Below are 18942 nucleotides of genomic sequence, written 5' to 3' on the forward strand. Positions count from 1 at the left end.
CATGCGAAACAGACCTGGCACCCGCCTCCTTCTCATCATCGCCACCCTGCTGGTTTTTGTTTTCGGCATCATCGGCATTCCGCAGGGCATCAGCCCGGCCGCGCTCAAAGCCTCGCTGCTCCGCCGCATTCACCTCGGGCTTGATCTGAGCGGCGGCACGCACCTGATCCTGCAGGTCATGGTGGACGAAGCCGTGGGCACCACGACCGACTCGGACCTCGCGCGCATGCAGACCGACCTGGCCTCGGCCGGCTTCGAGGCGACCGGCAACAAGCCTGACCTCAAGCAGCCCGCCGTGGTGCAGTTGTCCGGCATCGCCCCCGACAAGGTGCAGAGTGCGCTCACCGTGCTGGGCAACCGGTATGGCGCGCAGTATGAGTTCGCCAATGCGGGTGGCGTGATCACCGCGTCCATGAAGCAGAGCGCTGTCGCCGAGCTCAAGGAAAACACCCTGCAGCAGGCTGTGGACGTGATCCGCACCCGCGTGGACACGCTTGGCGTGTCTGAGCCGACCATCCAGGAGTACAACGTCGGCTCCAACCAGATCCTGGTGGAGCTGCCGGGCATCGACGATCCCGCACGCGTCAAGGACGTGATCCAGTCCACCGCCCGCCTCGAGATCCACCTCGTCAATGGCGGACCATTCCCGACGGAAGCCGCTGCGGTGCAGTCGCTTGGCGGCACGCTGCCCTTCGACCAGGAAATGGTGCATGCCGAGCCGGGCGCATCGAGCGCCGAGTCCGGCGACCAGGTGTACCTGCTCAAGAAGGCGCCGGAAGTAGCCGGCACGGACATTCGCGATGCGCAGTCCGGCACCAACCAGAACACCAACGAAGCGCAGGTCACCTTTTACCTGACCACGGCGGCCGGAAACCACTTCGCCGACTTTACCCAGCAGAACAAGGGCAAGGGACTGGCGATCGTGCTCGACAACAAGATCCGTGAAGTGGCCAACATCCACGACCAGATCCGCGACACCGGCACGATCTCCGGCGGCTCCATGAACAAGACGCAGTCGGATGAGCTGGCGCTGCTGCTGCGTACCGGCGCGCTGCCGGCGTCGATCCACTACCTGCAGGAGAGCTCGGTTGGCCCGTCGCTCGGCGCCGATTCGATCCGCCAGGGCGTGCTCGCCTCGGTGGTCGGCATGCTCGCGGTAATGGCGTTCATGCTGATCTACTACCGGGGCGCCGGCATCAATGCGGACCTTGCCCTGCTGCTCAACCTGATTATTCTGCTCGGCTTCATGGGCTATACCCATGCCGTGCTGACGCTGCCTGGCATCGCGGGCGTGATCCTGACGATCGGCATGGGCGTGGACTCGAATGTGCTGATCTTTGAGCGCATCCGCGAAGAGATGCGCGCCGGCAAGAGCGCTTCGGCCTCGGTCGACCAGGGCTTTGCCCACGCCTGGACCACCATCGTCGACACCCACGTCACCACCATTGTCTCGGCAGCCATCCTCTTCATCTTCGGTTCAGGCCCTGTCAAGGGCTTTGCCATAACGCTTACCTTTGGTCTCTTTGCGAATATCTTCACGGCAGTGTTTGTGTCGCGGACAATCTTCGACGCCAACGTGAACCGCCGTTCGCGCGGAGAGGCAATTTCCATATGAGCAACGAAAAAGCAACCGCTGTGGATCCTTCTGTTCTTGGGCGTGGAGCCCTGGTGTTTGCCGCTGGCATGGCGATGGCGGCAGCATCCTTTGTGGTGGAACAATTTGTGATCAAGGCTGTCAAGAACCGTATTTAACGCATTGCTCGTGCAGCCTCGACCGTGCAGCTGCTGTTCGCGGGCTTCAGCGAAGTCCCGTCCGGCCGCTCGCCGTCGCCGCGGCACGAGCGATGCTCCAGCGCGATACATCTCGCTAAAGCAGGAACTCCGTGGAACTGTTCCAGAACTCTCGCATCGACTGGCTGGGGAAGAAGTGGTACTTCCTCAGCTTTTCTCTCCTCTTCTCCGTGGCTGGTGTGCTGTCCCTGCTGTTCTGGCACGGGCTGCCGCTGGATGTCGACTTCAAGGGCGGCACGGTGGTGCGCATCCGTTTCGCGCAGACGCCCGACACGGGCCGCCTGCGCTCGGCTGCTCGCACGGCAGGTCTCAAAGACCCGCGCATCCAGCCGTACGGCGTCGCTGCCAACAACGAGGTGCTGATCACCCTGGCGCAGGAGCAGACGCGCGAGGCTGCGCTTGACCAGGGCCGCGCCGCGATCGTGTCCACACTGGAGCGGCACTACTCTGCTGCCAGTACCGAGGCCGCCGCCGGCAAGCTTGACCTCGACAACGCCGGGCGCGCTTCACTGGCGGCATTTCTCGAGCAGGCCAATCCGGAGCATCTCGACACGGAGGCTGCCGCCGCCAAGTACCAGGCGCAGGCACAGGCCATTGCCGACTTCAAGGACAAGGCGCACGGCGGTCTGCTCGACTCGATCGAGAGTCTGAACGGCGTGGCCGACGCACCGGTCGTTGCGGCACTGCGCCAGGGTGGCTACCTCTCGGGCTTCAACGTACGCAACGTGGAGATCGTGGGGCCGCAGGTCGGCAAGCAGCTGCGCAAGCAGGCGCTGCTGGCCACCTTGTATTCGCTGCTGGGCATGCTGGTATACCTGTGGTTCCGCTTCGAGTTGATCTACGGCGTGGCTGCGGTCGTGGCGGTGTTCCACGACACGCTGATCACAGTCGGCGCTTTCTCGCTGACCGGGCAGGAGGTCTCGCTCACAGTGATCGCTGCCATCCTGACGCTGATCGGCTACTCCATGAACGACACGATCGTGGTGTTCGACCGGATCCGCGAGAACCTGCGCCAGGCGCGCCGGGAGCCGCTTGCCGACGTGGTGAACCGTTCCATCAACCAGACGTTGAGCCGGACAGTGCTGACCTCGGGCCTGACGTTCCTGACGGCGCTTTCGCTGTACCTGTTCGGCGGCGATGTGCTGCATCCGTTCTCGTTCGCACTGGTGGTCGGCATCCTGATCGGGACCTACTCCTCGATTGCGGTGGCCGCCCCGATGCTGGTGGCCTGGCAGGAGCGGCGCGCCGGTTCGAGCCGTGCGGCAGAGCTGCCGGCTGCACGTCGCGCCAAGGCGTAGCGCTGAAAGCGCAGCGCAACGGCATCAGCGCATCGTTTGACTGCAACAAGCAAAGGCCAACCCCGCCCCGGGTTGGCCTTTGTGCTTGTGCCGCATGGCGGCATGCAGTGTTCCCTGAGGTACAGCTGAGCGCGCTGTTTCGACGCGGCCACCGCGCCCTGCGGCAGCCCGTTGTTTTCAGCTGTACACGTCGTGTGGTACAAACTTCGTATTCCAAACTGGGTATAGCGCTTCCAGCAGGCATGCCGGGAATGCCAAAGCCTCCGAAATGACAGCCGAAAAAAGTTGGGAACAAAACCAGCCCCTGCCGGTGTCTATCTTTCCACCAGTCTTTTTGTTCCTCTCGAGGTTCCGCCATGTTTGAAGATTCAATGATGGAGTCGGGCGGCAGACTCAAGACCAAGAGCAAGTACTACACTTTCGCCGGAATTGGTTTCTGGACGGCTGTGGTGGCTGCTTTGATCCTGATCCCTCTGCTCAATCCCGAGGCGCTCCCCAAGGAAGCGATGACGACCATGCTGGTCGCGCCGCCGCCGCCGCCCCCACCCCCGCCGCCACCGCCACCGCAGGTCAAGATCGAAAAGGTAGTGCCGCAGATGGATGAAATGCAGGCACCGCCCAAGATCCCCAAGGTGATCAAGGTAGCTCCGGATACGGCGCCTCCGCCATCCGGTCCGTCTGTCGCCGGCATGGGCGACTCCGGTGGCCCGACCGGCGCTGGCATCCTTGGCGGCATCGGCAGCGGCCCGCCCGTTGTGGTGGCTGCCAAGCCGGCCCCGCCGAAGAAGATGACGGTCTCCTCCGGCGTCATGGCTGGCAACGTGCTCTCGCGTCCTGACCCGACCTACCCGGCGATCGCCAAGGCTGCCCGTATTCAGGGCACGGTGGTGCTCTCGGCCACGATTTCCAAGACCGGCACGATCGAGAACCTGACGGTTGTGAGCGGTCCCCAGATGCTGGCGCAGTCGGCCATCGAAGCGGTGCGGCAGTGGCGTTACAAGCCGTATCTTCTGAACGGCGATCCGGTGGAAGTGCAGACCCAGGTCAACGTCACCTTCACGCTGGGCGGCTAGTTTTCCGTGGGACAGCGTCGCTCGCATGGACGCGCTGTCCCACCCTCGACATGCAGGCAGGGAATCGAGCAGCAAGCTTTGTGCGCATTCCTGTATAACTCTGGTTCAGAAGTAGCAACCACGATATGTATCCCCAGGAGGGATGATTCTAGTGATTCTCGCTCACCTCTCGCAGTTCGCGGCAAATCCGGCAGCACTTGGTTTCTGGTTTCAGGACGCAGCGCCGACCGCTGGCTTCTCGCCCATTGAGCTTGCGCACAACATGGGCCCTGTCGCCCTTGGCGTGGTCGCGGTGCTCTTCATCATGTCCATCTGGTCGCTGGCTGTCATGATCGATCGCTTCCTGTACTTCTCGGCAGCCAAGAAGCAGTCGCGCGAGTTCGCTCCCCGCGTTGCCGGCGCCCTGCGCGAGAACAAGCTGGAAGAGGCGATCAAGGTTGGCGATCGCAACAAGAAGTCGCACCTGGCGGAAGTTGTCACTGCTGGCCTGCAGGAGTTCCGCAACTACGGCGGCGGCGTGGTCACGGTGGAGCAGGTGGAAGCTTCGAAGCGTGCCCTCGAGCGTTCGGAAGCCATCGTGCATGCCAAGCTGAAGCGCGGTCTGGGTGGCCTGGCCACCATCGGTTCCACGGCCCCGTTCGTCGGGCTGTTCGGTACGGTTGCCGGTATTCTCAAGGCCTTCCAGGAGATCGCAGTCCAGAAGACCCCCGGTATCGGCGCGGTCGCGTCCGGTATCTCGGAAGCGCTGGTTACGACCGCTTTCGGTCTGCTCGTCGCCATCCCGGCCGTTATGACCTTCAACTACTTCACCAACAAGGTTGAGGCGTTCGACGTCGAGATGGATAACTCTTCGAGCGAGCTCGTCGACTACTTCCTCAAGCAGAACCGCCGCTAACCACGGCCTTACCCTGCAAGCGCACGAGACGCTGACTGGCAGCAAGAAGCACGCAGCTGCCGGTCAGCCGGTTGTGAAAGCTGTGCCGAGGGAGAGCAAAGTATATGGCACTCGTAAATCGTGACGAAGGCAAGAAGGTCAACTCCAACATCAACGTGACCCCGATGGTCGACGTGATGCTGGTGTTGCTGATCATCTTCATGGTCATCACCCCGATGCTCAACAACAAGGTCAACGTCACCCTGGTCAACTCCAAGAACGCGGTTGCTATGGAGGACGCGAGCAAGGAAGACGCCGTCACCATCGCCGTCACGCGGGATGGCAAGGTGTTCCTGGGACAGAACCAGGTCGCAATCGACCAGCTCGGTTCGAGCGTGCAGGATCTGCTCAAGGACAAGCCGACCAAGATGGTATTCTTCCGCGCAGACGCCCGTGCTCACTACGGTGGCGTGGAAGACGCAATCGATTCAGTGCGTACGGCTGGTGTTGAGGAAGTGGGTCTGTTGACCGATCAGCATGGAGCTCCGGGCGCAGGCGGCATGTAGCCTCGGCCTCAAACCGGGTGCAGAGTATCGCGCCTCGCCATACAGTGATCGATCCAGACTCTGGCAATTCAAGTGAAGTGAGGAAATAGCTATGGCAATGGGAGGCGGCAGCGGTCCGGGTGGGCTAAGCGCCGACATTAACGTAACTCCGCTGATCGATGTACTGCTGGTGCTGCTGATCATTTTCATGGTCATCGTGCCGGTCACCCCACACGGTCTCGACGCAATGGTTCCACAGCCGCCGAAGAACAAGAACGAGCAGGTCAACGACAAGACCATCGTGGTGCAGGTGCTTGGCAGTGGTCAGGGCGAGCCAACCTACAAGATCAACGAAGACACGGTGCCGTTCCAGTCATTGCAGGCCCGCCTCAACGAGATCTACTCGGTGCGCGCGCAGAAGATCATGTTTGTGAAGGGCGATCCCGATATCAACTTCCAGAGCGTGGCTGCGGTCGTTGACCTTGGCAAGGCTGTGGGTGTCGACCATATCGGCTTGATCACTCCGAAGATCCAGGCGGGCCAGTAGGCCCGCTTTCGTTCGCCAGTGCGCCGGTGAACGCGTTAGTATCTGTGTTGCCACGCCGGATTTCCCCAGAGATCCGGCATGGTGTAAACGAATATCAAGCGCTGCGCAGATGTCTCGCGGTAACCCGCCTCACTGAAGCTGCTGCACCCAAGTCAGGGCCGCCCTGCCGATCGAAGGAGATGAGAGACAGAATGAATCGAATCGCACGTGTTCCGGTGCTGGCCGCGGCTGCGTTGTTGCTGTTGGTCAACTCGACCGGGTGCAAGCGTCTGGAGGCCCGGGATCAGCTCAACAAGGGCGTCCAAGCCTACAAGGCGGCTAAGTTTGAAGAAGCCATCAATCATTTCCAGAACGCTGTGAACCTGGACCCTGCCTATCCCATGACGCGGATTTTTCTTGCGACCGCGTATGCGCAGCAGGTAGTGCCGGACCTCACGACGCCTGAGAATTTGAAGAAGGCCCAGCTCGCTATCGATAGCTACAAGATGGTGCTGGATCAGCACCCCGACGATGTTACGAGTCTGAAAGGTATCGCCAGCCTGTACTTCAGCACGGGCAAAATGGATCTCGCCAAGGAATGGCAGCAGAAGGTCATGAAGGCTGATCCGACCGATCCGGAAGCGCCGTATACCATCGGCGTTATCGACTGGAAGGATGCCTACAAGAACGCAGTCACTGTACTGGCTGCCGCCGGTCTGCAGGATGATGGCAAGGGCAATGCAAAGCTGCCCAAGGGTTCCTGCGCCACCATCAAGAAAGACAATACGGCGCAGGTGGACGAGGGATTGCAGTATCTGCATAAGTCCGTCGAACTCCGCCCTTCGTATGATGACGCGATGTCGTACCTCAACCTGATGTATCGCCGTAAGGCGGACACGGACTGCGGTGACACCAACGCCCAGGTTGCGGACATCAAGCAGGCGGATGACTGGCGCGACAAGGCAATGGGCACGCGCAAACAGAACGAGATCGAGAAAGAAAAGAAGAGCAGCGGCGGTATTGTCATGGACAAGTAGAGCAGGCAAGCCGGCTCTGCGGACAACAGAAAGGCCCCGGATCCCCGGGGCCTTTCTGTTGTAAGTGATAGGCCTGCTTATTCTGGGGGTCCGGGAGACTCCGCGGGCTGATACGACTAGGGGACGCGAATGAGGCGTCGCTCGCGCCAGGAAAGATACGCCGCGTCGAGCACTTTCTGGTTCTGCAGACCTTCCATCGCGGGCGCACGGTACGGTATGTCCCCTCCGGCAGCGGCTTCGGCAAATCCGTCCAGCATGCGGGAGAACGCGTCCGCATTGGAGACGGGCTGCTCCAGTACGATACGGCCCGCTTCACGCTGCACCAGCGAAACCGGGTGGTCGATGGTCAGTGCGTCCTCGCAACTCAGCGAGCCCTTTTCGCCGGTAATTTCGATGAGCGAACGATACGCCGCGCGTGTGGTCGTGGTGACCGTCGCCAGGGTTCCGGAGTCAAACGACAGGTTCACGATTGCATGCGATTCGACTTCGCCGGAGGCTGCATCGCGATGCGCCATGGTGCTGACCTCGCTGACGGGTTCACCGAGCACGTAGCAGAGCGCATCGATGCAGTGGATACCGACATCGCCAATGGGGCCGCCCAGCGCAAGAGAGGGGTCGTTGATCCAGGCGCGGGGACTCCTGGCAGTGTCGTAGCAGAACTGTGCATGGGCAAGCTGGGGCTTGCCGATCCGGCCTTCCTCGACCCAGCGCCGCATCAGATCGATGGAGAGGTTGTAGCGCATGTTCTGTGCGACGCCGAACAACACACCGGCCGCTTCCGCGACAACCAGCATCTCCTCCACCTGCGCTGTGTTCATCGCCAGCGGCTTTTCGCACAGCACCGGCTTGCCGGCGCGGAGCGCCAGCAGCACATGCTCCAGGTGAAGCGCGTCCGGAGAAACTACGAACACTGCGTCGATCAGCGGTGACGTGCAAAGCTCTTCCGCCGAAGCAAACACCTGCGGCACCGAGAACTTCGCTGCGTCGGCAGCAGCTTTCACGGGATCGCGCCGCCACAAGCCTTCAAGGCGTGCCGTATGGGCGCCCTTGAAAGCAGGGACCAGCCGTTTTGCGGCGTGATGTCCGAAACCCAGAATGCCGAAACGCATGATGCCTCCTTCACTTCACCGGCGCGCAGGCTCGGCCTAGTTGCCGCCGTTTTTAAAGATCTCTTCCGCGAAGTAGTTCTCGATCCTGGCCTGGTCGCGCAGCACTTCCAGGTAGGCGTTCTTGAGCAGCTGCGAGCGTGTCTCCCGTAGCTGCTGCCGGATCGACTGCTGCACGCGCGGGTCATTCAGATCGCGCTGCCCGGCAGCTTCCTTGTCCATCAGCCGGTAGATGGCGTACCCGATGGGCTTGCGCGTGGTCGGATCAAGCAAAGGCAGCGGCTCGGTGATCTGTCCTGAAGTGAGCTTCGAAACAGCATCGTAGACCGTCATATCCGCCCTCAACTGCGACTCCTGGAAGAAGCCCATGTCCCCGCCACTGGAAGCATTGTCCGGCCGCTCGGAGAAGTTGGCCGCGAGTGTTCCGAAGTCTTCGCCGCTCTCGAGCCGGTTGTGCAGCATCTCGATCTTCTTTTTGGCCTCGGCGTCACTGGTGGCCTTGCTGTTCTGCAGGTTGCCGACCCCGTTGTTCTGCCCGGCGGGCGCAGGCATGCCCGTGGTCACGATTTGGGCCAGGTGATACTGCGGCTCCACTAGGTCGTAGTCGGCCTTGTGCGCGTTGTAGTACGCCGAGATGTCTCCATCCGCAATGTTGACCTTGGAGTTGACTTCCTTGTTCAGCAGCTTCTCGGTGGTCTTGGCGCGGCGAATGTCGTGACGCAGATCATCCAGGGTGAGGTGCTTCTCGGCCATGCGCTTGTTGAACTCTTCCTGCGTAAATGGCGCCTTCATCTCGTTGATCTGCGACTCGACTTCTTCGTCGGTCGCCGTGAGATTCAGCTTGGCTGCCCGCTGCGAAAGGATCTCCTCGTCCACGAGCTGACGAACGATATTCAGACGGACGATGTTCTCCTGCTCTTTGGACGGCTGCTGCTTGTTGTCGCCGAGCGAGTTTTCATACAGCGTCTGCACGTCCTTGGCCGCGATGGGCTTGCCATTGACCTTGGCCAACACATCCGCGGAGTGGCTGTGTGAACAGCCTGCAGCCAGAAGAAGTGCGAGCAGAAGGCACGCTGTACCACCGGCTGCAGAAGTGCGGCGAAGCACGAGGGAAGGGGTTGCTGGCACCAGGTCTCCTTTTGCAGACGCATTTGCGCGTGCTGCGCACTGCCATATCAAAGCATGGGCCACGGTGGTCGGCGGCCGCACAGCCCGCACCGTTGTTGCAAGCGGGCGCTGGGGCACTACTGACTCTTGCCTGTTGCCTGCGCGGCAGCGGGCTCCGGCGCAGCAGCCGGCTCAGGCGGCGGGGTGATGCCCTGCGCGCGCAGGGCCCTGTCAATGGCGGCCCAGAGGTACGGGAGCGGTTGCGCCCCGGAGACGCGCTCGCCGTCGATAAAGAGGGCCGGCGTGCCGTCGATCTTCAGCTCTTCGGCTTCCTTCATGGATGCTCGCACCGAGGAATCATCCTGCCGGGTCAGGCAGCTGTCCAGCGTCGCCTTGTTCAGGAGGCTCCGCGCGCCTTGATCGCGCGCTACCTTGTCCAGCATCGCGAACGACTTGGCCGGGTCACGATCCGGACCGGTGATGTCTTCCCCGTGGGTGTGCAGGTAGTCCACGTAGTTCCAATAGGCGGTGCTGTTCTGCGAAGCGAGGCAGTTCGCGTCCACCGCGGCATGCAGCGCCCACGGGTGGATCTCCACGAGTGGATCGTCCTTGTACACGACCTTGATCAAATCCTTGTAGTGGTCCAGGGTCTGCGGGAAAAGCTCCGCGTGCATCCGGGCGCAGTACGGGCATTCCAGATCGTCGAAGTTGACGATCTCGACCTTAGCGGCAGGGTTTCCACGCATGGGACGGCCGCTCGCGGGAATGTTCATGCCCGGGAGGGCGGCCAGGTCGTACTTCGCTAGGCGCGCGAGGGTATTGCCGTCTTTCGAGATCAGGAAGTCCACCGGCTGCTTATGCGCCGGGTCTGCTGCCGCGAAGAACTCGATGCGCAGGGTGTCGAAACCCGGGATGTTGCTGGGGGTCCGCCCCTCGGGCGCCACTTCCCAGTCTGCCGGCACGCTCAGCTGCGATCGCACCAGGAGGTCGACGCGACGCTGCTGTTGGGGCGTCAGCGCACTGCCGGCTGCTGCCTGCGCGCGACAGCCGGCCACGGGAACAAGACACAAGGTCGCGAGTAGCAAATGGGTGAAATGCGAGCGATAGCTGGAGAACAGTATGGGATAGCCCCTTCAAAGACGTCTTTTGATTATCGCACTGCAGTTGCGCAGTCCCGGCGGGGCCAGGACCCGGTGACGTGCGCCAGGAGCACGTGGCGACGGTTGCAGTGCAGGTAATCTCCCAGGGACCGCATGGGTGCCTTTGCGGGGCAGAACAGCGCGGACAGGCGTCGTAAATGCAGGAGCCGGGGCCGCAAAGCAGGCATTCGCCTGACCGGACTCGCCTCAGCCTGCACCACAGGCACCACGTCCGCGCGGTGCACGCAACGTAACTCCCAATGCGTCCCGCAGCCAGCCGCATTTGCCTACGGCTGGCTGCCAGGATGTTTCTTACGCAACAACCGCCGGCTGGCTCACTTCGTTGAGCTTCTCGATGGCCTCGGTCGGCAGCTTCAGTTCCACCGCCTTCAGCAGGTCCTCGAGTTGCTCAAGACTCGTAGCGCTGGCGATCGGAGCCGTGATGCCGGGACGCGCCATCAGCCAGGCAAGTGCCACCTGCGTTGGGTTGCCACCTACTTCGCTGGCTACCTCGTCCAATGCCTTGACCACGCCGAAGCCATGCTCATTGGCATACTTGCCGACCATCTTGCCGCGAGCCTTGCCTTCCACGTCGGCAGCAGAGCGGTACTTGCCAGTCAAAAAACCGGCCGCCAGTGAGAAGTAAGGAACCACAGCGATGCCGAACTCGTTCACCACGGGCGCAAGCGTGTTCTCGTACTCGCCGCGTTCGAGCAAGTTGTAGTGCGGCTGCAGGCTCTCATAACGAGGCAGGCCACGGGTGCTGGCCAGCTCGAGCGCGGCACGCAGGCGATCCGCCTTGTAGTTTGACGCACCAATGGCGATGACCTTGCCTTCGGCGATCAGTTCGCCATAGGCGGCAAGGGTGTCAGGCAAAGGGGTCGCCTCATCATCCTTGTGCGACTGGTACAGCTCGATGCGGTCGGTCTGGAGCCGCTCCAGCGAAGCCTCGATCGCCTGCCGGATGTACGCCGGCTTCAGCCCCTGCTTGCCGTCGCCCATGTCCATGCCGACCTTGGTTGCGAGCACAACCTTGTCGCGCTTGCCGCTCTGCCGGAACCACTTGCCCAGGATGCGCTCCGACTCGCCGCCTGTATGCCCTTCGGCCCAGCGCGAGTACACGTCCGCCGTATCGATGAAGTTGCCGCCTGCATCCACAAACCGGTCCAGGATCCGGAACGACGTCTGCTCGTCCGCGGTCCAGCCAAATACATTCCCGCCCAGCATCAGCGGGGTGACCTGCAGGGGCGATTGTCCAATAGCGCGCTTTTCCATAGAGAAAACAACTCCTTTTCCTTTTGTTGGATGAAGAAAGGAGCCGCCAGGGAGCAGCCCGGGAAAGCAGAAGCCGCGAGCAGTACGCGTAGCGGCTAGAAAACGCGGTTGACCGGGTTCAGGGAACCTGCCGAGCCTACGCCTGCAAGCGTAAAGGAGAACAGGTACTGGGTGTCGTCGCGGACAGTGCCCAGCGAGTAGCGGCGCATCTCAAATGCGAAGCCGCAGCAGTCCCGGTTGTAGCCGGCCTGCGCGCCCAGATACTGCGTCTCCTGCAGGGTCAGGTCGTAGCCCAGGTTCATGCCGGCAGACAGGCCATGCTTGGTGGGCGAACCATAGGTAGCGGCCAGGTGCAGCTGGTTGAAGTTCGGCAGGGCGCTGGTTGCGTTCGGATTGGGCGTGGGCGCATCCGGCAGTGTCGTGGGGTTCTGGATCAGGTTGAACAGCCGCGAATCGCCGACGGAAAAGAAGTACTGCTTTAGCCGGTAGGTGGCAAACAGGTTGCTCGACTGCAGCCGCCCGGTGCGCGCGTCGTAGTCCACGTCCCACTGCAGGTCCGTCGCGCTGGTGGTCCGTAGCCGCAGCCGCGAAATGATCGGTGAGTTGTTACGGGGCGACGTGATGAAGGCGACCGCGCTGAGATCCAGCGTGGATGCGAACACGTTGCGCTCATTCGGAACCACCGCTCCGCCGAAGTTGGTGTTGTAGTAGTGCCGCTGCAGCACTGTCCAGGTCAGCCAGTCGGAGGTGCCGCCACCGCACATCTTGTTCGGTCCCAGTGCTTCATCGCCCTTGCAGGGGTGCTGGTGCAGGTGCCGCAGAAAGAGCCGCTGGGTAAGCCCGTATTCGAGCTCGTTCGTATCAGCCAGGATGTCCGTGGAGTCGAAGCGAATGGTACTGGCAAAGTGGTGCACGCCGGTGACGTAGTGGTAGGAGAGCTCGGGCTCGATGGTGTGGCGAAGCTCAACGCCGCTGCCCGTGCCGTTCATGTCCCCGAAAAGCCGCTGCAGCAGCCGGCTGCTGAAATCCCGCTCGAGCACCGGCGGCCGGAAGGTGACATCGCTGGTGAACGCGGCGCGGTTCAGGGTCTGACCCAGCTCTGCCACAGGCACATTGCCCGGGAGCCCGGGCTCCTGCGTTTTGCCGTAGAAGGTATCGCGTCCGCCCGCCTCGGCGCGCAGCGTCCAGCCGCCGCTGCTCAGCGGAAGCGCAAGGTGTGGATACAGGTCGAGCCTGGGCAGCAGGCGGCTTGTCTGGAAGCCCGGCTCGGAGCGGGAAAGCGCCGTCGCAGAAGCTTCGCCACCGAGCAACAGCGGGGTTCGTCCAAGGGGATGGTCCAGCATGTCGAAGTGAAGCTCCGGCACATGCAGAACGCGGATCTCGTCGCCGGACGTGGCGCTGCGAAAGTTCTGGTAGCGCTCGAAGCGCCCGCTCGCCGCCAGCCCGTTCTCCTCGCGCGTCACGTACGCCGACGACTTGGCCTCGGAGTTGATGGCGTTGGAGTAGTTCTCCTCGAAGGCCTCGCGGTACACGTACGAGCTCAGGTACTCCATGTCCACTACGGCTCGGGTGTGATCGTCCAGCTTTCTGCGCGCGTCGGCGACCACGTCTACGCCGCCCTGGTTCTCGGTGCCGGGCAACCGGTCCAGCAGGGCCCGGTAGCGCATGCTGGCGAAGTCCTCACCGGCGCCGCGATACCGGATCTGGCCGAACGGCGCGTAGCCACGACGTGAGAAGTACTCGGCGCCGATGGTGGCATCGGCACTGCGCCCCAGCACGAGGTACACCGACTCGCCCAGGATGAAGCCCTTCTGCGTGTTGTTGCCGAACACCGGCAGCAGGATGCCGGACTGCCGATGCTGCTGCTCCACGGGGTGCGAGGCGTAGGGCAGAAAGAACAGGGGCAGGTGGAACAGGGTGAAGGTGGCGTTGCGTGTGTGCGCCGTGTTGTTGTCGACCAGGATGCTTCGGGCAATCAGCAGCCAGTCCGGGTTGGGCAGGCGGCAGCTGGTCAGCGTGCCGCGCAACACCTGGTAGCGCCCCGGGCCCAGCTCGAGGAGCTCGCGCCCTGTGAGCGCAAACGGGTTGGGCGCTGTGAAGGTGTAGCGGCCATGCGTAATCGAGCGGACGCCAAGGGTGCCCACCGCGTCGTAGAAGTGCGCGGTGTGCTGCTCCAGGTTCATGGTGCCGTGATCGGCAACCAGGTGTTCATCGGAGGGCCCACCGTCGACCGTGACATGTCCGCGCGCGTCCACGGTCGAGGTCGCCCGGTTGTAGGTCGCATGGTCGGCGCGGATGCGGTAGCTCTTGTACAGGATCAGGATGTCGCCATCCAGCGCGTACACGTCACCGGTCTTGCTCTGCTGATTGGCCTCGATATGCACCGGGGTGCCAGGGGGCGGCGCATCAATGGGCACGGCAATGCCGGTGTCGATGACGTCGCTCGCGAGCGAAGGCGGAGGGGGCGGCGGCAAGGGAGTCGGGTCTGGTTCCACCGCGTCCGTAATCCCGACCGCTGCGGCGTCAGGCACGTCCGGCAGCTCCTGCCACGCAGGCGGTGCAAAGGCCGGGTCGGTGGAAGGGCTCAGCGGGGTGTCAGGCATCGCGCCTGGCAGGACCGGGGAGGGCTTGGACTGAGGAGTGGCCTGGGGATCGGGTGCGGCGGTGGCCTGGGGGACCGCCCCGGCTTGCTGCTCGTATCCAGCGCCGCGAGGTGAATCGGGGGGTAGCTGCGTGGTCACTCCCTCGGCGAACAGGGAGTGGTGACACAGCAAAATCAGCGTGATACACCAGATTGTGCGGGTTCTCATTGCGGCAGGCATCCTCAGCATAGCAAACGCTAAGGACGGGCAGCGGCACTGCGAAGCTGCAGGGCTCTGGTTGGACAACTCGTTGCAGGCCGTTCCGGCAGTAGCGCCGGCGCAACCGGTGGGATTTGTCCGCGACTTAACCTCTCGCTTTCCATGTCTTCAACCTGGCGCTGCCTGTTCTTGTGCTCCTGTTCGGCACAGGGTTAAGGAAGAAGGATCCTACTCGTGAGCACCCCTGCATCGTTGCTGCACTCTGCCGTCCCTGCTTCCGGCCTGCCTCCCTCGCTTAACGCCGTGCCCGACTGGAAGGCCGAGATCAACGCCCGCCTGCGCGAGCACCGCGAGCGACGGGGAGAAGCAGACGCCTCGCAAGGCAGCGCACGCCACAACCCGGCGACCACAGGCACAGCAGGTTCGGCTGCTTCGCGAGTAGCGGCACGGGTCGCCGCCCGCTACAACAACGCGCCGTCGTACCAGGACCTGCTGGCCGCCAGTGCCACGGCCGCCGCGGCTGCAGCCCAATCGGCAGCGACCGCTGCAGTGGAAGCTCAAGCCGCGGCCGAGGCAGCCCTGGTCGGCTGGGAAAACCACCAGGCAATGGTTCGCCAGGTCACACTTCAGGTCGCGCTCCATGCTGCGGATGAAGCAGAGCGCAGCGCCGAAGCCGACGCAACCTCCAGTTCTCCTGCACGCAGCGGCAGAGATATCTGTGCCGATTCCTTCTTTACCGCGACGAGCCCGGCGCTGCTTGCAACCGATGCTGCCCCGCATGCAGGCGCGGCCGTGCCGTCGCAATTCCCCGGCAATGTTTATGCGAGCCCCCGGCCCGTCGCCGCAGGCGTGGAGCACCATACCCCGCTGCCGGAGCGCATGGCCGCACCCTCTCGTACCGCAACGCGCTCCATCATGGGGGAGCGTGCGCGCTCGCTGGTGGACGCCTTCGCCGAGGCGGTGGTGCCCGCGGCGCAAAGTCTACCGGCCAAGTTGATCGAGTTCCCTCGCGAGCTGATCGCACCGCGCAAGCAGCGCCCCCGCCTTGCTGAGGGTCCCTTGTCGGAACAGGAGCCCGCCGGCGGCCGTCTGCGCATCTTTGAAGTCGACACGCTGCTCCTCGCGGAAGATTCTGCGGAAACGCGCATGCGCAATGAGACTCCGTCCGGCGCGCCAGGCATCTATGCCGCCATGGAGCGAGAGCCGGACCACCGTTTAGACGATGACCAGGCGCGGGATACCTCGCGGCGCCGGGCTGGTTTCCAGGCAGACCGTTATGCGGATGCGTACGCCGACGCGGCAGGCAGGTCCCCGGGCACGCGGGAAGCCACGGCTACCCGGCGTGCGACCGCAAGTGAAAGCGGCTGGCAGTCCATCCGTCTGGGCCAGCATCCGCAGCAGGATGAGCCGCAGCCCACATCCCAGCCGGCTGGTCGCCGCCCCGAACACGGGTACGAAGCCGAGGCAGCGCCGCCCCTGCACGACCTGGCGCCGCTGACGGATCGCCTGATGGCAGCCCTGATCGATGGCGCCATTGTCTCGGTCTGCTTCCTGATTTCGATGCTGGTGTTCAGCCTCTGCACCGTGCACGCCCCCACCGGCAAGGCCGCTGTGGTCGCGGGCCTCGTAGTGCTGGGAACGCTGGCAGCGTTCTACGGCTGGCTGTTCATGAGCTTCGGCGGTGGCAGCACCCCGGGCATGCGGTACGCGCACATCGCTCTGTGCACGTTCAGTGATGAAAACCCCACCCGCCGTTCCCTGCGCCGCCGTGTCCCGGCGACTGCTCTGGCACTTCTGCCCCTCGGGCTCGGTGTTCTGTGGGCCATTCTGGACGAGGACAAGCTGGGCTGGCACGACCGCATGACCCGGACCTACCAGCGGTCGTACAAGTAGCCGCTTCTCTGTAAGCTCCACCCCTGTGACAAAGCCCCGCCCCTGATCGCATCCCGATCAACCCCGGCGGGGCTTTTCTGTTTGGATAGCAGCATGCAACGCTATGCCATCACCGACCGCTCGATGCTGGGCTCAACCGAACCAGAGAGGGAGCAGGCGCTCCTGGCCCAGGTCGTGCAGTGGGTCGAAGCCGGGATTGAGTGGATCCAGCTTCGGGAGAAGGACCTTGCCGCGGAGCACATGCGCCTCCTGGCGCGCAGGGTGGCCGATCGGGCGGGCGGCTCCGGAACGAAGCTCGTCATCAACAGCATGCCCGCCCGGGAGGCGCTTGGCTGCGGGGCCGACGGTGTGCACCTGCCGGGCAGCACCACAAGCCCCGGCATCGAGGCCGCGCTTGCCCTGGGAGCGATCGTGACGGTGAGCTGCCATACGCTCAGCGAGATCGAAGCGGCGCGCGATGCCGGGGCGGCTGCGGCGCTGTGGGCGCCTGTGTTTGGAAAGACGATGCATGGAGCCATGGTGCAACCAGGCACCGGGCTGGCTGCGCTCCAGCGTGCCTGCTTAGCGGCTGCGTCGATGCCGGTGTTTGCCCTGGGCGGGGTCACCACCCGCAATGCTCCGGCCTGTGTTGAAGCTGGCGCCGCGGGCGTCGCCGGAATCCGGATCTTCCAGTCCAGCCCGGTTCCGTCGCACGCAGAGCAGGAGTGGCAGCGCCTCAAGAGCCTGCAGTGAGACCCGGCCGGTAAGCGCCCGCACCCGGCCAGTGCACGCGCGCGTTGAGAGTCGATGCAGGGCGGCCACCATTCCGGAAGCAGCCTCCTGCTGCTGATCCGAACCGTCGGCCGCCACTGCAATCCCGGCCTTAGTGTGCCGCGAACATCGCTTCCACATCCTTGCCGAACGCAGCCTGGCTGTCGTGACGGGTGTAGAACATGTGCCCGCCCGGGTACTCATGCACTGCCACGCGGGTCGGGTCGCCTCCGGCTTCCACCATCGCCGCGGGCAGCTCGTCCACCGTCAGCACCGAGCCCATGAATGGGCAGCTCAGGTCGTCCCAGCCATGCGCGATCAGCACCCGCAGCTTCGGGTCTGCGGCCACGGCCTCACGCAGGTCGTGCGTGGAGCCGCGCTCCAGCACGCGGTCGCGATCCCAGTTTTCGCCTACGTCGTAGGAGAGCGCGTTATAGCGGGCCGTGGTCTTCCAGCCAACCACGCGTGTCACCCAGTCCACCATGGCGGTGGTGGTCGGCGCGATGATCGACTCCAGGATGGGGTCATTTGAATCCTGGTCCGGCGAAAACGGGAAGGGATCGGGCGAGGTCACGTTGGAGTCGTACACCGAGCCGATTTCACCCTTCTCGCGATGCACCTCGCGCAGGTAGGCGCCAATTTCAATGCGGCCCCCGGAGTGCTTCACAAATGCGGGATCGAGGCCCGTCATGTCCGTGACCTTGCGGATGATGCGCGGTGTCGCTTCCGGATTGGAACGGCCTGCCATCAGGTCGGTCGCATACTCGCCGCGCGTGTACGCGATGACGTCGGCCATGTGCTCAGGGGTGAGCTGGTGCTCGCGCTCCAGGTGCGCCGCGGCGATGGAAGGCAGGCTCATCATCCAGGGCAGCGGCGAAATCTCGCCATTGCCTTCGATCCACGGATTGAGGTACGGCGAAACCAGCACGACCCCGTTCATCGCGACGCCCAGCTGTGCCTGCAGGTAGTGGGTGACGCGCGGTCCGCGATACCCGCCATAGCTTTCCCCGATCAGGTACTTGCGCGATTGCAGACGGCCGTTCTTGACCAGCCAGTCGTAGATCACGCGCGACAGGTACTCGATGTCCGGCGTGGTCGAGTAGAAGAGCTTCCGGGTGTCCGCCGCGGAGACGAGCGAGCGGGAAAAGCCCGTGCCGATCGGGTCGATAAACACCATGTCCGAGAAGGGCAGCCAGGTGCCGGGATTGTCGGTGAGCCGAGCCGGATCCGACGGGCTGTCGCCCTGCTCCGCAAACTGGATGTGCTTGGGGCCGATGGCGCCGAGGTTGAGGTACACGGACGATGCGCCCGGGCCGCCGTTCATGGCAAAGGTCACGGGCCGGTCCATCCTGTCGCCTGCGCCATCGAGTAGGTAGGAGGTAACCACAACCTCGCCGGTCTTGGTCTCGGGCTTAGCCGGATCGAGACGGCTGTAGACCGGGATGATGCCCACCGTGGCCGTGTAGTGCAGTGTCCTGCCGCCGACTGTCACGGTCTGCGCGACCGAGGCGTCCGCCGGCAGGGGTGGCAGTGCATCGGTTTTGGCGTCCTTCGCGTCTGGAGCAGGCGCGGACTTTGCGGGGGCGTCAGGATGCTCCTGCGCCAGCGCAGGAGGAAGCACCACGGGGGTAAGCAGGAAAGAAAGCGCAAGTGCCGCGGCACAGCGAACAGGGAGCAGCCGGGAGAGACTCATGCGCCAACATAGCGCAGCTGCCCCGGATTGCGAA

Annotated in this window: 16 protein-coding genes; 10 read left to right on the forward strand and 6 right to left on the reverse strand. The window is 63.5% G+C overall.

Going from position 1 to position 18942, the window contains the following annotated elements:
* The first annotated feature begins 1 nt into the window (after nucleotide 1).
* The 8 genes from secD (at nucleotide 2) to D1Y84_RS08660 (ending at nucleotide 7144) form a co-directional block, all read left to right on the forward strand.
* Nucleotides 2-1615 (forward strand): protein translocase subunit SecD, encoded by a 1614-nt coding sequence (gene secD / locus D1Y84_RS08630; RefSeq protein WP_124848150.1) that lies wholly within the window; start codon nucleotides 2-4, stop codon nucleotides 1613-1615.
* Nucleotides 1612-1752, forward strand: a complete 141-nt coding sequence (locus D1Y84_RS17905; protein ID WP_158615395.1) for a hypothetical protein — start codon at nucleotides 1612-1614, stop codon at nucleotides 1750-1752. The genes secD and D1Y84_RS17905 overlap by 4 nt, the downstream gene beginning before the upstream one ends.
* A 131-nt stretch (nucleotides 1753-1883) precedes the next feature.
* The gene (secF, locus tag D1Y84_RS08635) at nucleotides 1884-3089 is read left to right on the forward strand and encodes a protein translocase subunit SecF (protein WP_124848151.1); all 1206 of its coding nucleotides are present in this window, start codon (nucleotides 1884-1886) and stop codon (nucleotides 3087-3089) included.
* A 356-nt stretch (nucleotides 3090-3445) separates the two neighbouring features.
* Nucleotides 3446-4162, forward strand: a complete 717-nt coding sequence (locus D1Y84_RS08640; protein WP_124848152.1) for an energy transducer TonB — start codon at nucleotides 3446-3448, stop codon at nucleotides 4160-4162.
* Between the two features lie 151 nt (nucleotides 4163-4313).
* The gene (locus tag D1Y84_RS08645) at nucleotides 4314-5057 is read left to right on the forward strand and encodes a MotA/TolQ/ExbB proton channel family protein (RefSeq protein WP_124850020.1); all 744 of its coding nucleotides are present in this window, start codon (nucleotides 4314-4316) and stop codon (nucleotides 5055-5057) included.
* Nucleotides 5058-5161: 104 nt separating this feature from the next.
* Nucleotides 5162-5602 carry a biopolymer transporter ExbD gene (locus D1Y84_RS08650; protein ID WP_124848153.1) on the forward strand — a complete coding sequence of 147 codons (441 nt, stop codon included), beginning with the start codon at nucleotides 5162-5164 and terminating at the stop codon, nucleotides 5600-5602.
* A gap of 91 nt (nucleotides 5603-5693) precedes the next feature.
* Nucleotides 5694-6128 carry a biopolymer transporter ExbD gene (locus D1Y84_RS08655; protein ID WP_124848154.1) on the forward strand — a complete coding sequence of 145 codons (435 nt, stop codon included), beginning with the start codon at nucleotides 5694-5696 and terminating at the stop codon, nucleotides 6126-6128.
* A 191-nt stretch (nucleotides 6129-6319) separates the two neighbouring features.
* The gene (locus tag D1Y84_RS08660; RefSeq protein WP_124848155.1) at nucleotides 6320-7144 is read left to right on the forward strand and encodes a tetratricopeptide repeat protein; all 825 of its coding nucleotides are present in this window, start codon (nucleotides 6320-6322) and stop codon (nucleotides 7142-7144) included.
* Between the two features lie 116 nt (nucleotides 7145-7260).
* On the opposite strand, the gene D1Y84_RS08665 is transcribed toward D1Y84_RS08660, so the two are convergent.
* The 5 genes from D1Y84_RS08665 to lptD all read right to left on the reverse strand — a co-directional run bounded on the left by D1Y84_RS08665 (nucleotide 7261) and on the right by lptD (nucleotide 14581).
* Nucleotides 7261-8253 carry a Gfo/Idh/MocA family protein gene (locus D1Y84_RS08665; protein ID WP_233581287.1) on the reverse strand — a complete coding sequence of 331 codons (993 nt, stop codon included), beginning with the start codon at nucleotides 8251-8253 and terminating at the stop codon, nucleotides 7261-7263.
* Nucleotides 8254-8289: 36 nt separating this feature from the next.
* Nucleotides 8290-9378, reverse strand: a complete 1089-nt coding sequence (locus D1Y84_RS08670; protein ID WP_233581288.1) for a SurA N-terminal domain-containing protein — start codon at nucleotides 9376-9378, stop codon at nucleotides 8290-8292.
* 116 nt (nucleotides 9379-9494) lie between these two features.
* Entirely contained in the window at nucleotides 9495-10412 is a 918-nt protein-coding gene (locus tag D1Y84_RS08675; protein WP_233581289.1) for a thioredoxin domain-containing protein, read from the reverse strand.
* A gap of 396 nt (nucleotides 10413-10808) precedes the next feature.
* On the reverse strand, nucleotides 10809-11771 hold the full coding sequence (locus tag D1Y84_RS08680) for an aldo/keto reductase (protein ID WP_124848158.1): 963 nt from the start codon (nucleotides 11769-11771) through the stop codon (nucleotides 10809-10811).
* Between the two features lie 95 nt (nucleotides 11772-11866).
* On the reverse strand, nucleotides 11867-14581 hold the full coding sequence (gene lptD / locus D1Y84_RS08685; RefSeq protein ID WP_158615396.1) for an LPS-assembly protein LptD: 2715 nt from the start codon (nucleotides 14579-14581) through the stop codon (nucleotides 11867-11869).
* 225 nt (nucleotides 14582-14806) lie between these two features.
* Here lptD and D1Y84_RS08690 point away from each other — a divergent pair, with 225 nt between their 5' ends.
* Both D1Y84_RS08690 and D1Y84_RS08695 read left to right on the forward strand, forming a co-directional pair.
* Entirely contained in the window at nucleotides 14807-16465 is a 1659-nt protein-coding gene (locus tag D1Y84_RS08690; RefSeq protein WP_124848160.1) for an RDD family protein, read from the forward strand.
* A 93-nt stretch (nucleotides 16466-16558) separates the two neighbouring features.
* On the forward strand, nucleotides 16559-17197 hold the full coding sequence (locus D1Y84_RS08695) for a thiamine phosphate synthase (protein WP_124848161.1): 639 nt from the start codon (nucleotides 16559-16561) through the stop codon (nucleotides 17195-17197).
* 130 nt (nucleotides 17198-17327) lie between these two features.
* On the opposite strand, the gene D1Y84_RS08700 is transcribed toward D1Y84_RS08695, so the two are convergent.
* Nucleotides 17328-18908, reverse strand: coding sequence for a S10 family peptidase (locus D1Y84_RS08700; RefSeq protein WP_124848162.1), 1581 nt, complete (start codon nucleotides 18906-18908; stop codon nucleotides 17328-17330).
* Nucleotides 18909-18942: the final 34 nt, after the last annotated feature.

The organism is Acidipila sp. EB88 (assembly GCF_003858395.1).
In the GTDB taxonomy this organism is placed as follows: Bacteria; Acidobacteriota; Terriglobia; order Terriglobales; family Acidobacteriaceae; genus EB88.

Bases quoted from the DNA above. Each gene is read 5' to 3' on its own strand.
- D1Y84_RS08695 (WP_124848161.1), top strand. From the start codon at position 16,559: ATGCAACGCTATGCCATCACCGACCGCTCGATGCTGGGCTCAACCGAA.
- D1Y84_RS08665 (WP_233581287.1), bottom strand. From the start codon at position 8,253: ATGCGTTTCGGCATTCTGGGTTTCGGACATCACGCCGCAAAACGGCTG.
- D1Y84_RS17905 (WP_158615395.1), top strand. From the start codon at position 1,612: ATGAGCAACGAAAAAGCAACCGCTGTGGATCCTTCTGTTCTTGGGCGT.
- D1Y84_RS08650 (WP_124848153.1), top strand. From the start codon at position 5,162: ATGGCACTCGTAAATCGTGACGAAGGCAAGAAGGTCAACTCCAACATC.
- lptD (WP_158615396.1), bottom strand. From the start codon at position 14,581: ATGAGAACCCGCACAATCTGGTGTATCACGCTGATTTTGCTGTGTCAC.
- D1Y84_RS08680 (WP_124848158.1), bottom strand. From the start codon at position 11,771: ATGGAAAAGCGCGCTATTGGACAATCGCCCCTGCAGGTCACCCCGCTG.
- D1Y84_RS08660 (WP_124848155.1), top strand. From the start codon at position 6,320: ATGAATCGAATCGCACGTGTTCCGGTGCTGGCCGCGGCTGCGTTGTTG.
- secD (WP_124848150.1), top strand. From the start codon at position 2: ATGCGAAACAGACCTGGCACCCGCCTCCTTCTCATCATCGCCACCCTG.
- D1Y84_RS08640 (WP_124848152.1), top strand. From the start codon at position 3,446: ATGTTTGAAGATTCAATGATGGAGTCGGGCGGCAGACTCAAGACCAAG.
- D1Y84_RS08700 (WP_124848162.1), bottom strand. From the start codon at position 18,908: ATGAGTCTCTCCCGGCTGCTCCCTGTTCGCTGTGCCGCGGCACTTGCG.
- D1Y84_RS08655 (WP_124848154.1), top strand. From the start codon at position 5,694: ATGGCAATGGGAGGCGGCAGCGGTCCGGGTGGGCTAAGCGCCGACATT.